Here is a 13,923-nt window from a genome sequence, read left to right on the forward strand (position 1 = left end):
GTAGAGTCGTGTTCTAACCTTCAAGGAGAGAAAGCCACTTGCCATGAGGCGAGCACTCGATTCCGTCTGTCAAATCATCTCCAGTCTGGCTCACTCGAGCGGTCAGGGATATTTCGATACCTTTGTGAGTGAAATCGCCGCTGCTGTGATGGCTGATGTCGTCCTGATCGCCAGCAGGGAATCAAATGCTACCCACCTGACGGTTCAGACCGCTTATCCCTCCTCTCTTGACACCGATACCCTGACGCTGCCACTTGCTGACTCTCCCGATGCCATTACCTGGCAGGAGGGGGAAGCCTGGTTTAGCGATCGTCTGCTCCAGCTCTTTGCCAACGTTCCCCTTGCGCAGGAATGGCAACCTCAGGCTTATGCCGGGATCGCCCTCAGGAATGCAGATGGCGAGACCATAGGTATCTGCGCTCTGCTTTACCGTCAGCCACAGGCCAATATGGGCAAGGTGATGGGGCTGCTTCGGTTGCTGGCTCCGTTGGCGGGTCGTGAGCTGGCGCTGATGCTGCAACGACAGCTGCCCCCCCCTATGCCTGAACCGTCCCATGCATTGCAGAGCATGCTGTTCCAGGCTCCGGTGGGGATCGGCAAACTGGATCTGGCTGGCCGTATCCTCTGGGCCAACCCGGCCATCGAGCAGATGCTTGGCTATCCCCTCGACGAGTTGCTACAGCGATCCATCTCCGACATCAACCATCCTGAGGATTGGCAGGGCAGCCTCGTCTGCTACGAAGAGATCCGCCGTGGTGAGCGCAGCAGTTTTACCCGGGAGAAGCGCTACTTCTGCAAGGGGGGTCAGATCCTGTGGGGCCGGGTAACCGTCACCCTGATCCGTGACGAGCAGCAGCAACCTGACTACCTGATGGTTTTGCTGGAGAATATCGATCCTCTCAAGCGCCATGCGGAGCAGCTCAAACTCTCTCACCGTGTCTATGACAATCTCTCCGAGGCGATTCTGGTATGCGATGCCGATAGCCGCATCATCTCGGTCAACCCGGCCTTCGAGCAGATCACCGGTTATAGCAGCGACGAGGTGCGGGGCCAGCGCCCCAGCCTGCTCAAGTCGGGGCTGCACGATCAGACCTTCTATGCCGATATGTACCACGCGCTGGAGCGGGTGGGGGTATGGCGTGGTGAGGTGTGGAACAAGCGCAAGAATGGCAAGCTCTATCCACAGCAGCTGATGATTAGCACCCTGCGTGAAGGAGGCAGGATCAGCCAGTACATCGCCATTTTCAGCGATCTTTCTCAAACCAAGCTGGCCGAGCAGAAGATCGCAGCCCAGGCCAACTATGACAACCTCACCAGCCTGCCCAACCGCTGGCTGTTCAGTCGCTGTCTCAGCCGCTTCTGCGAGCGGGGCGAGCGCTTCGCGCTGATGGTGCTCGACCTCAACAACTTCAAGGCGGTCAACAACAGCATGGATCACCATGCCGGAGACGCCCTGTTGCGGGAGGTGTCTGACCGGCTGGTGAGCCGGGTGCGCACCGAGGACCTGGTGGCCCGCATCGGTGGTGACGAGTTCGCCTTTCTGGTGCCAGGCATCGTCACCCGTCGTCAGGCCGAGGTGTTTGCCAAGCAGGTTATTGGTAGCTTTACCCGTCCCTTCATGCTGGCCAACCAGCATCTCTATGTTACGGCAACCGTGGGGATGACCCTCTGCCCCGTCGATGGTAGCGAGAGTGACGAGCTGCTGCGCAACGCCGAACAAGCGCTGTTTGCCGCCAAGCGGCAGGGGCGGTTGATCGGTACCTACTGCTCCTCCATGCGGGAAGAGGTGCGTCAGCGCCACCAGATGCAGCAGGATCTGGCGGAGGCGATCAAGCTGGAGCAGTTAACCATGGCCTACCAGCCGATCTGGGACAACCGCAGCGGTCGGGTCGCCAAGCTGGAGGCGCTGGTGCGCTGGTATCACCCTCAGTGGGGACAGGTGTCGCCAGCCGAGTTTATCCCGCTGGCGGAAGAGGCGGGGTTGATTCAGGGGCTGGGGGCGCTGGTGTTGTGGCAATCATGCCGGGATCTGGCACGGTTGCAGCAGTCCGGCTTCCCTGATCTGCAGATGTCGATCAACCGCTCCACCATGGAGTTCCAGACTATCGACCCCGAGGCGAGCGAGTGGCTCAAGGTGATCCAGCACTTCGGGCTCGATCCTGCCGACATCGTCATCGAAATCACAGAATCTCTGCTGATGGAGAGCAGTGATCAGCACCGGGTGCGGATCGATGCCCTGCGCGAGGCGGGTTGCAAGCTGGCTATCGATGATTTCGGTACCGGCTACTCTGCCCTCAACTATCTGCGCTCTTTCCCTGTGGATCTGGTCAAGATCGACCGCTCTTTTGTGCGCCATATCCCCTTCAACGAGCAGGATCGGATGCTGCTGGACGGCATCATCAACATAGTGCACAACCTCGGTATGCAGGTGGTGATTGAGGGGGTAGAGACCCGCGAGCAGCTCAATTTCCTCTGCCAGAAGGGATGTGCCTTCACCCAGGGTTATCTGCTCAGCCGCCCGCTGGCCTATGACGATCTCACCGAATATCTGCAGCTCAATGACAAGGGGATGTTTCTGCAGATCAGTTAGGTGTGCTTACTCCTTCGATGTCATCTGTTCCTGCTTTGCTTGCAGTGTCCGGTAATCCTCGCCGAGATAGCGCAGGTAGATGCGATCCAGGACTCCCTCGTCCAGCATCTGTTGCAATGCCTTGTTGTAGGCAGGCAACAGGTCTGCTTTCTGCTTGCCAAAACAGAGGTAGAGCGGTGTCGAGTCGATAAAGGGGGTGAGGGGGCGGATCTTTACGTCCTGCTCCCTGGAGAGGATGGGGGCAGAGAAGTAGTCGAGGATGATGAGGTCAACCCGGCTCTTCTCTAGCAACAGCAGCAACTGCTTGTCTGAATGGGCCTTGATGGGGTCCCATCCGGTGAAGTTCCTGATCTTGTCGGTATAGTCATAGCCCCTGACCATCCCTACTTTCAGCCCCTTGGCCATCTCCCACGAGAAGGTCTGTAACGGACTGTCGGTACGCACATAGGCGGCCAGCGGGTAGAAGGCTGTGGCAAGGTCAGAGTGGTAGCAGCCGGGCAGGGGGGCATTGTCGAGAATGCCATCCGACAGCTGGGTGCTGACATACTGTTCGCAGCGTCCCCAGGGCAGTTCGAGCAGGGTGAGGGTCATATCGAGGCGTCTGGTTGCTTCCTGATGGATCTCCACTGATATCCCTTCCATCAGTTTGCCTTGTTCGGCGTAGGAGAAGGGAGGCCAGTCTACACCGCATACCTTGAGACTGGTGCTGCTCTGGGCGGCAAGCAACAGGGCTATCAGCAGCTGCATGGGATTCTCCGGGATATGAGGGGGTTGTGGTACACTCGCTTCACTGAACTTAGAACGCATCCAGAGACCATGCAAATCCTCCTCGAAGACCCCGCCAAGGCCGCGCAGGCAGACGCGCTGGCCAGCCAGCTTGGCCAAATCGACCTTCCCCTGTTTGCTCTGGTGTTTACTCCGGAGCGGCTGGAGTTGCGCAAGCTGGATGAACCCAAGCTGGGTGCCGTCTATGTGGATTTCGTGGCGGGGACGGTGGCGCATCGCCGCAAATTTGGTGGAGGTCGTGGCCAGTCCATCGCCAAGGCAGTGGGGCTCAAGGCCGGTGCCACACCGACCGTGGTGGATGCCACTGCCGGTCTGGGGCGCGATGCCTTCGTGCTCGCGTCCCTCGGTTGCAAGGTGACCCTGATCGAGCGCAGCCCTGTGGTGGCAGCTCTGTTGCAGGACGGGCTGGCACGGGCGGCGCAAGATCCCGAGATTGGCCCCTGGGTGCGCGAGCGGATGCAACTGCTGCACGGGCCTGCCGTGGACAATCTGCTGGCGCTGCCGGAGCGGCCCGAGGTGATCTACCTCGACCCCATGTTCCCTCACAAGCAGAAGTCGGCGTTGGTGAAAAAAGAGATGCGGGTATTCCAGTCGCTGGTGGGACCGGATCTCGATGCGGATGCCCTGTTGCCTGCCGCGCTCAAGATGGCTGAGAAGCGGGTAGTGGTGAAGCGGCCGGACTATGCGGGCTGGCTCAACGAACAGAAGCCCAGCATGGCCATCGAGACCAAGAGCAACCGCTTCGATGTCTACGTGATGGCTGCATTGGCAGCGAGTTAACGGCCGGAGTGAGCTGCAGATGCAAAAAGGAGGGCCAACATGACGTTGGCCCTCCTTTTGCGTATTGGGTTCAGTTGCTTGGCGTGAAGTGGATCAGCTTCTCTTCCCCTTGCCAGCTCAGGCGCAGGGTCGCCAGATCCGCGAGGCTGAGCCGCTCGCCACTGTGCAGCAGCAGATACTCGACCCCTTCGCTGGCCTCGATGGTGCGGATCTTGTCAGCCCATTGGCGCTCGTCGCGACTGGTGAGGGTCACCGACAGTTGCCAGCTGGCGGCAATTTCGAGCCAATCGTAGAGATCGCAGCTGATAGGTTGGTAATCCGGCATGATCGGCTCCAAAACAGGTAAACTACTGGTTCAGGCTTCCTGCACGCGGGTCGGCCAGCCCATCTTCTGCTGACGTTCCATTTCGAGCCGTAGCTCGCTGGCGCGCAGGTAGTGCTCCTCCATCCATCCCTTGGGCAGGGTCAGGGTCAGTGACTCCTCTTCTGCCTGCAGGGTGAAACTAGGTACCGTGCCCTGGGTGCGGCGCATGCAGAGGATCAGGGCGATGCGCAGGATGCGGGCCAGCCGGATCGCCTGACGAGCGGTGACCGCCCCCTGCTTCTCCAGTGGCTCCAGCTTGAATTCATCCCGCTGGTTGAACAGCAGGGCCGACAACAGCTTCTTCTGCGCAGGGGTAAAGCCCGGCATATCGATGTTGTCGATGATGTAGGCGGCGTGTTGCGGCGCCTTCTTGTACTCGATACAGAGACCGATTTCGTGCAGCAGTGCTGCGTAGCGCAGGATCGGGCGACCGTAGCGTTTGGAGAGCCGCCAGGCCGGTTGCAGCTGGTTGAACGCCTCGACGGCGGTATCACGCACCCGCTCGGCATGCTCCTTATCCAGCTGATAGCGGCTGATCAGGCTGTCTGCGGTGCGATCCCGGGCATCACAGTCGTGATTGTTGCCCAGCAGGCCATAGATCAGCCCTTCACGCAGGGCGCCACCCGCGAGGGTCATACTCTCGATATTGAGAGTTTCGAAAATGGCGATGAGGATGGCGAGGCCGGAGGGGAACACGGTCAGCCGCTCGGCCGCCAGCCCTTCCAGTTGCAGCTGGTCCAGCTTGCCGCAGGCGATGGCCTGACCCATCAGCTCCTGCAACTTCGGCAGGGTTACCCGTTCGCTCTTCCCTTGCGCCAGCATGATCTCTTGCAGCGCCTGTACCGTGCCGGAAGCGCCGACGCAGGTACGCCAGCCGAGGGCGCGGTAATCTTCCGCCACCTTCTCCAGCACCGCCTTGGCGGCAGTAATCGCCTGTTCGAAACGGGCCTCGGAGAGCTCGCCATCACCGAAGTGATTGTTGAGCCAGGTGACGCAGCCCATGTGCAGGCTGTTGAGCAGTTTCGCTTCGCTATGCTCGCCTATCACCAGTTCGGTACTGGCGCCGCCGATGTCGATGACCAGTCGATTACCTTCACCAGCAGAGGTCCAGGAGACCCCTTCATAGATAGTCTTGGCCTCTTCCTCGCCAGAGATGATCTCGATGCTGTGGTTGAGCACCCGTTCAGCTTCGCTGATGAACTCGTCGACGTTGGTTGCCAGTCGCAGAGTGGCGGTGCCCACTACCCGGATGTTGTCGGCCGGAATGTCCTGCAGCTGTTCGGCGAACAGGCGCAGACAGTCCCAGCCCCGCTCCATGGCGGCACGGCTAAGACGAAAGTCTGCATCGAGCCCGGCAGCGAGGCGCACCTTGCGTTTGACCTTGGCGACGGTGCGCAGGGCTCCGGCGACCTCGCGCACCACCAGCATATGAAAGCTGTTGGAGCCGAGGTCGATAGCGGCATAGAGCGGCGAGTTGTGCAACGGGCCTGTCCTTAGCTCTTGCGCGGCGGACGACGGCGGTTGTTGCTGTTGCCACCCTGGCGATCCCGCATGTTGCGGTTCACCGGCTGACGGTTGCGGAATACCCGTTTCGGCGGGGTGACATCATCCAGCAGCGCTTCGCGATCATATTTGCTGACCGGAATGGCGTGGTGGATGTACTCCTCGATGGCCGGCAGGTTGAAGGCATAGTCTTCACAGGCCAGGCTGATGGAGTGACCGCTCTTGCCGGCACGACCGGTACGACCGATACGGTGTACATAGTCTTCGGCGTCGTCGGGCAGATCATAGTTGAAGACGTGGGTCACGTCAGGGATGTGCAGACCGCGGGCGGCAACGTCGGTGGCGACCAGAATATCGAGCGCACCCTTGGTGAAATCCTCGAGGATCTTCATCCGCTTCTTCTGCGGCACGTCACCGGTCAGCAGACCGACGCGGTGGCCGTCGTTTTCCAGCCAGGCATGGACGTCTTCACAGACATGCTTGGTGTTGGCGAAGACGATGGCTTTTTCCGGCCACTCCTCTTCCATCAGGGAGAGCAGCAGCAACATCTTGTCTTCATTGGAGGGGTAGAACAGCTCCTCCTTGATCCGCACGCCGGTCATCTGCTCCGGCTCTACCTGCACATGTTCCGGGTGGTTCATATGTTCATAGGCCAACTCCTGCACACGCAGGGAGAGGGTGGCGGAGAACAGCATGCTCAGACGCTCGGTCGCGGGCGGCATGCGGCGGAATAGGAAGCGGATGTCCTTGATGAAGCCCAGATCGAACATGCGATCTGCTTCGTCCAGTACCACGACCTGAATGTTGCTCAGATCGATCACCTTGGACTTGAAGTAGTCGATGATGCGACCGGTGGTGCCGATCAGGATATCGACGCCCTGCTCCAGTACGGCCAGCTGCTTGTCGTAACCTTCGCCACCGTAGGCGAGGCCGAGTTTCAGGCCGGTAGAGGCGGCGATGCTGTCGGCATCGTTATAGATCTGTACTGCCAGTTCCCGGGTGGGGGCCATGATGATGGCTCTGGGTTGGTTAACCAGACGGGGCTTGGTCAGCGGGTGAGTCAGCAAATAGTTGAAGGTGGCGGCTAGGAAGGCGATGGTCTTGCCGGTGCCGGTCTGGGCCTGTCCGGCGAGGTCATGGCCTTCTACCAGCAGTGGCAGAGAGAGTGCCTGGATGGGCGTACAATAGTGAAATCCCTTTGATTCCAGACCAGCCAGAACTTCGGGTTCGAGGCCCATTTGGGCGAATTTGTCGGTCGTTAAGTGTGTTTTGCTCATGGCGGTAGGTTATCAGGTTAGGCTTGCAATAATAAACAGGATCATTTCAAATAGGGCAACTATTGCCTTTATTGACGAGTCAATAAAGCCTTATTTACTGACTGGAGTTGGAGATGAGTGACAAGATTGTTCAGCTGAGCGATGCCAGCTTCGAGGCAGATGTAATCAAAGCCGATGGCGCCGTTCTGGTCGACTTCTGGGCCGAGTGGTGTGGTCCGTGCAAGATGATTGCCCCGATCCTGGAAGAAGTTGCCCAAGAGTACGAAGGTCGCGTAACCGTAGCCAAACTGAACATCGACCATAACTCTGATACTCCGCCGAAGTACGGCATTCGTGGTATTCCGACCCTCTTGCTGTTCAAGAATGGCGAAGTGGCAGCGACCAAGGTCGGTGCTCTGTCCAAGACTCAGCTGAAAGAGTTCCTGGACGGCAACCTGTAATAATCGAAGAGGAGCGCATTGCAATAATGCGCTCCTTCTGTTTTATCACCTAGACGCTCACCCCGATTGGTGCTAATTTATCGCTCGTTTGCTAACCTTTTTGCCTGACTCTTTGCTCACACATCAGCCTGGCAAATCAAATCCGATCAGCATCAATCCAGCAGACTGTCTCCTCATTTCAATCCTTGCTTACAGACTTTCACCACTATGAATCTGACTGAATTAAAGAACACTCCTGTGTCCGAGCTGGTCAAGCTTGGCGAATCCATGGGGTTGGAAAATCTGGCTCGGGCGCACAAGAAAGATATTATTTTTGCCATCCTCAAGGCACACGCCAAGGGTGGTGAAGATATCTTTGGCGACGGTGTGCTGGAAATCCTGACCGATGGTTTCGGCTTCCTGCGCAGTGCAGACGGCTCCTATCTGGCAGGCCCTGACGATATCTACGTCTCCCCGAGCCAGATCCGCCGCTTCAACCTGCGTACCGGCGATACCATCTCCGGCAAGATTCGGCCACCGAAAGAGGGCGAACGTTACTTCGCGCTGCTCAAGGTCAACGAGGTCAACTACGACCGTCCGGAAAACTCCCGCAACAAGATCCTGTTTGAAAACCTTACCCCCCTGCATGCCAACGAACGTCTGCGTATGGAACGGGGTAACGGCTCTACCGAAGATATCACCGCCCGTGTACTTGACCTGGCTTCCCCCATCGGTAAAGGCCAGCGTGGCCTGATCGTGGCGCCGCCCAAGGCCGGTAAGACCATGCTGCTGCAGAACATCGCCCAGAGCATCGCCTACAACCACCCGGACTGTGAACTGATCGTTCTGCTGATCGACGAGCGTCCGGAAGAGGTGACCGAGATGCAGCGCATGGTAAAAGGTGAAGTGATCGCTTCCACCTTTGACGAGCCGGCTTCCCGCCACGTTCAGGTTGCCGAGATGGTGATCGAGAAGGCCAAGCGTCTGGTTGAGCACAAGAAAGATGTGGTGATCCTGCTGGACTCCATCACTCGTCTGGCCCGTGCCTACAACACCGTTATCCCGTCATCCGGCAAGGTACTGACCGGTGGTGTGGATGCCAACGCCCTGCACCGTCCCAAGCGCTTCTTCGGCGCCGCGCGTAATGTTGAAGAGGGCGGCAGCCTGACCATCATCGCCACCGCGCTGATCGATACCGGTTCCAAGATGGACGAAGTTATCTACGAAGAGTTCAAGGGTACCGGCAACATGGAGCTGCACCTCTCGCGCAAGATTGCCGAGAAGCGTGTCTATCCGGCTATCGACATCACCCGCTCAGGCACCCGTAAAGAAGAGCTGCTCACCTCAGGTGACGAGCTGCAGAAGATGTGGATCCTGCGCAAGATTGTCCACCCGATGGGCGAGATCGACGGTATCGAGTTCCTCATCGACAAACTGGCGATGACCAAGACCAACGACGAGTTCTTCGACGCCATGCGGCGCCAGCAGAAGTAAGTCCAGTCAGAAAATGACGAAACCGCGGCCCTGGTCGCGGTTTTTGTTTATCTGTTTTCCGGTCGCCCTAGTAGTATGAGATCCCGATGTCACATGGATGGAGACGTCATGAAGCCTGTTTTCTGGTTATTGCTGGGGTTGCTGAGTGCAATGCCAGTTTGTGCGCAAAGTGCTCCGGTCGCGGTGACAGCCGAGACGTTGCAGACTCACCAGCTCTATCTGGCGGGCCGTCTGAAGGAGGGGCAATTCGCAGCCATCGACTCTCTGCTGGCGACCCTGAGTCGCGAGCGGCGGGAGTTCCTGCTGCTGCAACTGCTGCGGGATATTCCCGCTACCACCCTTGCATCCCCCGGGTTGCAACAGTGGGTCGAGGCTCAGGCCGACAAGGCCCCCGAGTGGCTCATGGAGCAGCAGGTCGACGGTTTTCTGGTGCAGCAACCAGTCTATGATTTTGCCGCGCAGGCCCGTCAGCTGCTGGGGGAGTGGCAGCTGCAATCACTGATGCAGCGCTATCGGCAGCAGCTTGCCCAGGGCAGCTTCCAGCTAAAGTCCATCTACTACAGCAGTAACCCCGATCTCGCCATGCAGCAGCAAGCCCTGTTGTTGGCCCTCGACAGCTTGCCGCAACCGATCTGGATGCGGGAGGCGCAAGTGCTGGCCAGCCAGAATATCTATCTGCCCGACAATCATCTGTTGTTCCATCTGTTGCAGCGCACCGGGGAACCGGCGCTCTATAGCATGCTGTGGCGGCGGCCGGCAGATCAGGATGCGCTGCGCGCACTCTCCACCATCAGCCGCTTTCATCACGGCAGTGCTGCCAGCGATCTGCTGATTGCCGCCAGTGGCAATGAGGGATTGAAGGGGGCCGCACTGCGTCAGCTGAGCGCACTCTCCCCCTTGCCACCGCAAGCCCAGAAATACCTGCTGGCGGAGCTCTCCAACCGCCAATACGGGGCGCTGGTTGCCGGTTTGTTGATGGAGGTGGACGAGCCCCAGCTGCTCTCTGCGCTGGCCAGACGCCTCGGCCAGCGTGACATGCCACCCATTGCACCGAGTCTGCTGCCCGATTCGGGTACACCCGATGGGCAGCCAGGGTTATAATGCGTGACCTCCTGAACCCGGTTGGGAACTTGCATGAAATACAAGGATTTGCGTGATTTCATCGCGCAGCTGGAACAAAACGGACAACTCAAGCGCATCACCCGCGAGATAGATCCCTATCTGGAGATGACCGAGATCAGCGATCGCACCCTGCGTGCGGGTGGCCCGGCTCTGCTGTTCGAAAATCCCAAAGGCTACACCATGCCGGTGCTGACCAACCTGTTCGGTACCCCGGATCGGGTTGCCATGGGCATGGGGCAGCCCGATGTGGGCGCCCTGCGTCAGGTCGGGGTCTGGCTCTCCTATCTCAAGGAGCCCGAGCCGCCCAAGGGATTCAAGGAGCTGATGGAGAAGCTGCCGATCTTCAAGCAGGTGCTCAACATGCCGACCAAGCGCCTCTCTTCCGCCCCCTGCCAGCAGGTGGTGCAGGAGGGAGATGCGGTCGATCTCGACCAGATCCCGATCCAGCACTGCTGGCCCGGCGATGTGGCGCCGCTGGTCACCTGGGGCCTCACCATCACCCGTGGCCCCTACAAGAAGCGCCAGAACCTCGGTATCTATCGCCAGCAGAAGATCGGCAAGAACAAGCTGATCATGCGCTGGCTCGATCATCGTGGCGGTGCCATCGATTTTCGCGAGTGGCAGGAGGCCCATCCCGGTGAGCGATTCCCGGTAGTGGTAGCACTCGGTGCCGATCCGGCGACCATTCTCGGCGCGGTGACGCCGGTGCCGGATACTCTCTCCGAATATGCCTTTGCCGGTCTGCTGCGTGGCAGCCGTACCGAGGTGATCAAGGCCATCAGCTGCGATCTGGAGGTGCCCGCCAGCGCCGAGATTGTGCTGGAAGGCTATCTGGAACCGGGTGAGATGGCGCCGGAAGGGCCCTATGGCGATCATACCGGTTACTACAACGAGGTGGACGAGTTCCCGGTCTTCACCATCACCCACATCACCAAGCGGCGCGATGCCATCTATCACAGCACCTACACCGGCCGTCCGCCCGATGAACCGGCGGTACTGGGTCTGGCGCTGAACGAGGTGTTCGTGCCACTGCTGCAGAAGCAGTTCCCCGAGATTGTGGACTTCTATCTGCCGCCGGAGGGGTGCTCCTACCGGATGGCGGTGGTGACCATCAAGAAGCGTTACCCGGGCCACGCCAAGCGGGTGATGCTGGGAGTCTGGTCATTCCTGCGCCAGTTCATGTACACCAAGTTCGTGGTGGTGTGTGACGATGACGTCAACGCTCGCGACTGGAAGGATGTGATCTGGGCTATCACCACCCGGATGGACCCGGCACGGGACACCACTTTGATCGAGCACACCCCGATCGACTATCTGGACTTCGCCTCGCCGGTCTCCGGCCTCGGCTCCAAGATGGGGCTGGATGCCACCAACAAGTGGCCGGGCGAGACCAATCGGGAGTGGGGTCAGCCCATAGTTCAGGATGAGGCGGTGAAGCAGAAGGTGGATGCCATCTGGGATGAGCTGAAGATCCTCGACTGAGGCAAACATGGCTGCTTTGTTGCATTTGCTGCAAAAAGTGATGCGATCTGCAGTTATTTGAGTATTCTCGACTGACGGGGCCAGGGCTGCTGGTCGTCACTCCATAGTGAAACAATGAGCGAAGCGGGCCGAGCGAGCCCGCCACAAGGACAAGAATGCAACGTATCAAATGCCGCGTAGAGGAACTGCGCGAATATGTCGACACCATCTGGCATGTGGCTCTGACGCCGCAGCAAGCGATCAGCTTCAAGCCGGGCCAGTATCTGCTGGTGGTGATGAGCGATTCGGACAAGCGCCCCTTCTCCATCGCCAACTCGCCGACCCGCCCGGGCGTGCTGGAGCTGCAAATTGGTGCCACTCCCGAAAATGCCTACGCCGGTCAGGTGCTGGCCCGCATGCGCGAGCAGGGGGAGATCGAGGTCGAATTGCCCGCTGGCAAGGCGTTCCTGCGCGATGAATCCCCTCGTCCGCTGATCCTGATGGCGGGCGGCACCGGCTTCTCTTACGCCCGCTCCATTCTGGAGTACCTGATCGACACGGGCAGCAAGCGCCCAGTGTTCTTCTACTGGGGAGTGCGTCAGGCTCACTGGCTCTACCAGCTGGAGCAGATGCAGCAGTGGGAGCGTGACTATGCACCGCTCACCTTTATCCCGGTGGTACAGGAGCCTGACGCTGACTGGACCGGCAAGAGCGGGCTGGTGCACAAGGCGATCATGGATGACTTCGTCAGCCTCCACGACTACGACATCTATGTCGCCGGTCGCTTCGAGATGGCGGGTGCCGCACGGGAGGAGTTCAAGATCCTCGGTGCCGAGCCGGAGCGCATCTTCGGTGACGCCTACGAATTTATTTGACGGTATCCCCGTATAGATGACGCAGCCCCCGGTTTTGCCGGGGGCTTTTTTTGGGCCTTCCACCGTGCACAATGATGCACCTTGGTATGGCAATCGCAGCTTTACCCCATGACCTTCCACCATTTTTAACATGGGTGGCTACTAATTAACCGTGGCTGGTGGCATCTTGGTCGGGGATTCTCAGCGGACTGGATAAGGATATCCATAGTGATAGCACGAGGTGGAACAGTGTTGAGTGAAGAGGGCAGGGCATCTGCGGAGGATAACCGGTTGGAGTCCGGCGCTGTCGAGCTGATCTCAACCTTGATCCCGTCCCTTCATGGTAGTGAAATGGCCCGTTTGCAGGCTGAAATCGCCGCACTGAAGCATGAAAATGCCCTGTTGCAGGAGAAGCTCAATGCCGCCCTCGATGGCACCGGCATCTGTCTCTGGCAGGGCACCATTCCCACCGGTGAGCTGCGGGTCTTCAATCTGCAAAACTTCCAGGCTGGCGATATGGCTCCCAGTTTTGAGCTCTGGAGCGCCAAGCTCCATCCCGACGATCGCGCTCATGCCATGGGTAGCTACTTTGTCCATCTTGAGGGTCAAACGCCCTTCTACGAGGCTGAATATCGTACGGTCAGTCCGGATGGATCTGTCACCTGGCTATGGGATCGGGGGCGTGTCGTGGAGCGGGATGGTGATGGCAAGCCGCTGCGGATCATGGGCTCCCATATCGATATCACCCAGCGCAAGGCCTATGAACAGCGGCTGGCGGAGCGGGCCAACTGCGATGCGCTCACCGGGCTGCTCAACCGGCAGGGATTTGGCAAGGCGTTCGCTCTGCAGCCGCCGCAAGGAGCTGGGGCGCTGCTCTTTATCGATCTGGATGATTTCAAGGGGATCAATGACCAGTTGGGGCATGCCTGCGGTGATCAGGTTCTGCAGCAGATGGCGGAGTGGTTGCGTCTCATCATGCCGGGCTCGGCCCTGTGCGGCCGTTATGGCGGTGACGAGTTTGTGGTTTATCTGCATCGTGATGTATCAAACCATGCACTGGCTCATCTGGCCGATGCCCTGATCAGCCGGATGTATGGTTATGTACCCAAACCCGGTTGCCCGCAACGGGTCGGGCTCAGTATCGGTATCGCCCTGTGGGAGGAGGGGCCATTGACCTTCCGGCAGGCGCTGGAGGTGGCTGACAGGGCCATGTACGAGGCCAAGGCTCGCGGCAAGCGGGCCTGGTATCTGCTTCAGGTGTGATGTTTTTTAC

Annotated in this window: 12 protein-coding genes; 8 read left to right on the forward strand and 4 right to left on the reverse strand. The window is 59.2% G+C overall.

What is annotated here, in order from left to right:
- Positions 1-43 precede the first annotated feature (43 nt).
- The gene (locus G5367_RS18805; RefSeq protein WP_421244958.1) at positions 44-2,590 is read left to right on the forward strand and encodes a putative bifunctional diguanylate cyclase/phosphodiesterase; all 2,547 of its coding nucleotides are present in this window, start codon (positions 44-46) and stop codon (positions 2,588-2,590) included.
- 6 nt (positions 2,591-2,596) lie between these two features.
- Here G5367_RS18805 and G5367_RS18810 read toward each other — a convergent pair whose 3' ends face one another.
- Positions 2,597-3,337 carry a substrate-binding periplasmic protein gene (locus G5367_RS18810; protein WP_421244957.1) on the reverse strand — a complete coding sequence of 247 codons (741 nt, stop codon included), beginning with the start codon at positions 3,335-3,337 and terminating at the stop codon, positions 2,597-2,599.
- A 69-nt stretch (positions 3,338-3,406) separates the two neighbouring features.
- Here G5367_RS18810 and G5367_RS18815 point away from each other — a divergent pair, with 69 nt between their 5' ends.
- Complete coding sequence (locus tag G5367_RS18815; protein ID WP_337073712.1) at positions 3,407-4,156, forward strand: class I SAM-dependent methyltransferase; 750 nt, start codon at positions 3,407-3,409, stop codon at positions 4,154-4,156.
- A gap of 70 nt (positions 4,157-4,226) precedes the next feature.
- Here G5367_RS18815 and G5367_RS18820 read toward each other — a convergent pair whose 3' ends face one another.
- Genes G5367_RS18820 through rhlB form a run of 3 tightly spaced genes read right to left on the reverse strand, consistent with a single transcriptional unit; the run spans position 4,227 to position 7,300 of the window.
- Positions 4,227-4,481: a Rho-binding antiterminator gene (locus G5367_RS18820; RefSeq protein WP_337073713.1), complete on the reverse strand. Its 255-nt coding sequence runs from the start codon at positions 4,479-4,481 to the stop codon at positions 4,227-4,229.
- A gap of 30 nt (positions 4,482-4,511) precedes the next feature.
- Positions 4,512-6,002, reverse strand: a complete 1,491-nt coding sequence (gppA, locus tag G5367_RS18825) for a guanosine-5'-triphosphate,3'-diphosphate diphosphatase (protein ID WP_236348667.1) — start codon at positions 6,000-6,002, stop codon at positions 4,512-4,514.
- Between the two features lie 11 nt (positions 6,003-6,013).
- Complete coding sequence (gene rhlB, locus G5367_RS18830; protein WP_236348666.1) at positions 6,014-7,300, reverse strand: ATP-dependent RNA helicase RhlB; 1,287 nt, start codon at positions 7,298-7,300, stop codon at positions 6,014-6,016.
- A 113-nt stretch (positions 7,301-7,413) separates the two neighbouring features.
- On the opposite strand from rhlB, the gene trxA reads away from it, so the two are divergent.
- The 6 genes from trxA to G5367_RS18860 all read left to right on the forward strand — a co-directional run bounded on the left by trxA (position 7,414) and on the right by G5367_RS18860 (position 13,913).
- Positions 7,414-7,740 carry a thioredoxin TrxA gene (trxA, locus tag G5367_RS18835; protein WP_005339416.1) on the forward strand — a complete coding sequence of 109 codons (327 nt, stop codon included), beginning with the start codon at positions 7,414-7,416 and terminating at the stop codon, positions 7,738-7,740.
- A 207-nt stretch (positions 7,741-7,947) separates the two neighbouring features.
- Complete coding sequence (rho, locus tag G5367_RS18840) at positions 7,948-9,213, forward strand: transcription termination factor Rho (protein ID WP_005339417.1); 1,266 nt, start codon at positions 7,948-7,950, stop codon at positions 9,211-9,213.
- A 108-nt stretch (positions 9,214-9,321) separates the two neighbouring features.
- Entirely contained in the window at positions 9,322-10,314 is a 993-nt protein-coding gene (locus G5367_RS18845; RefSeq protein ID WP_421244956.1) for a hypothetical protein, read from the forward strand.
- A 33-nt stretch (positions 10,315-10,347) separates the two neighbouring features.
- Positions 10,348-11,817, forward strand: coding sequence for a 4-hydroxy-3-polyprenylbenzoate decarboxylase (gene ubiD / locus G5367_RS18850; protein ID WP_323897615.1), 1,470 nt, complete (start codon positions 10,348-10,350; stop codon positions 11,815-11,817).
- Positions 11,818-11,972: 155 nt separating this feature from the next.
- Complete coding sequence (fre, locus tag G5367_RS18855) at positions 11,973-12,671, forward strand: NAD(P)H-flavin reductase (protein ID WP_421244955.1); 699 nt, start codon at positions 11,973-11,975, stop codon at positions 12,669-12,671.
- A gap of 270 nt (positions 12,672-12,941) precedes the next feature.
- Positions 12,942-13,913, forward strand: a complete 972-nt coding sequence (locus G5367_RS18860) for a GGDEF domain-containing protein (protein WP_421244954.1) — start codon at positions 12,942-12,944, stop codon at positions 13,911-13,913.
- Positions 13,914-13,923: the final 10 nt, after the last annotated feature.

The organism is Aeromonas sp. 604282 (assembly GCF_049170575.1).
In the GTDB taxonomy this organism is placed as follows: Bacteria; Pseudomonadota; Gammaproteobacteria; order Enterobacterales; family Aeromonadaceae; genus Aeromonas; species Aeromonas veronii_A.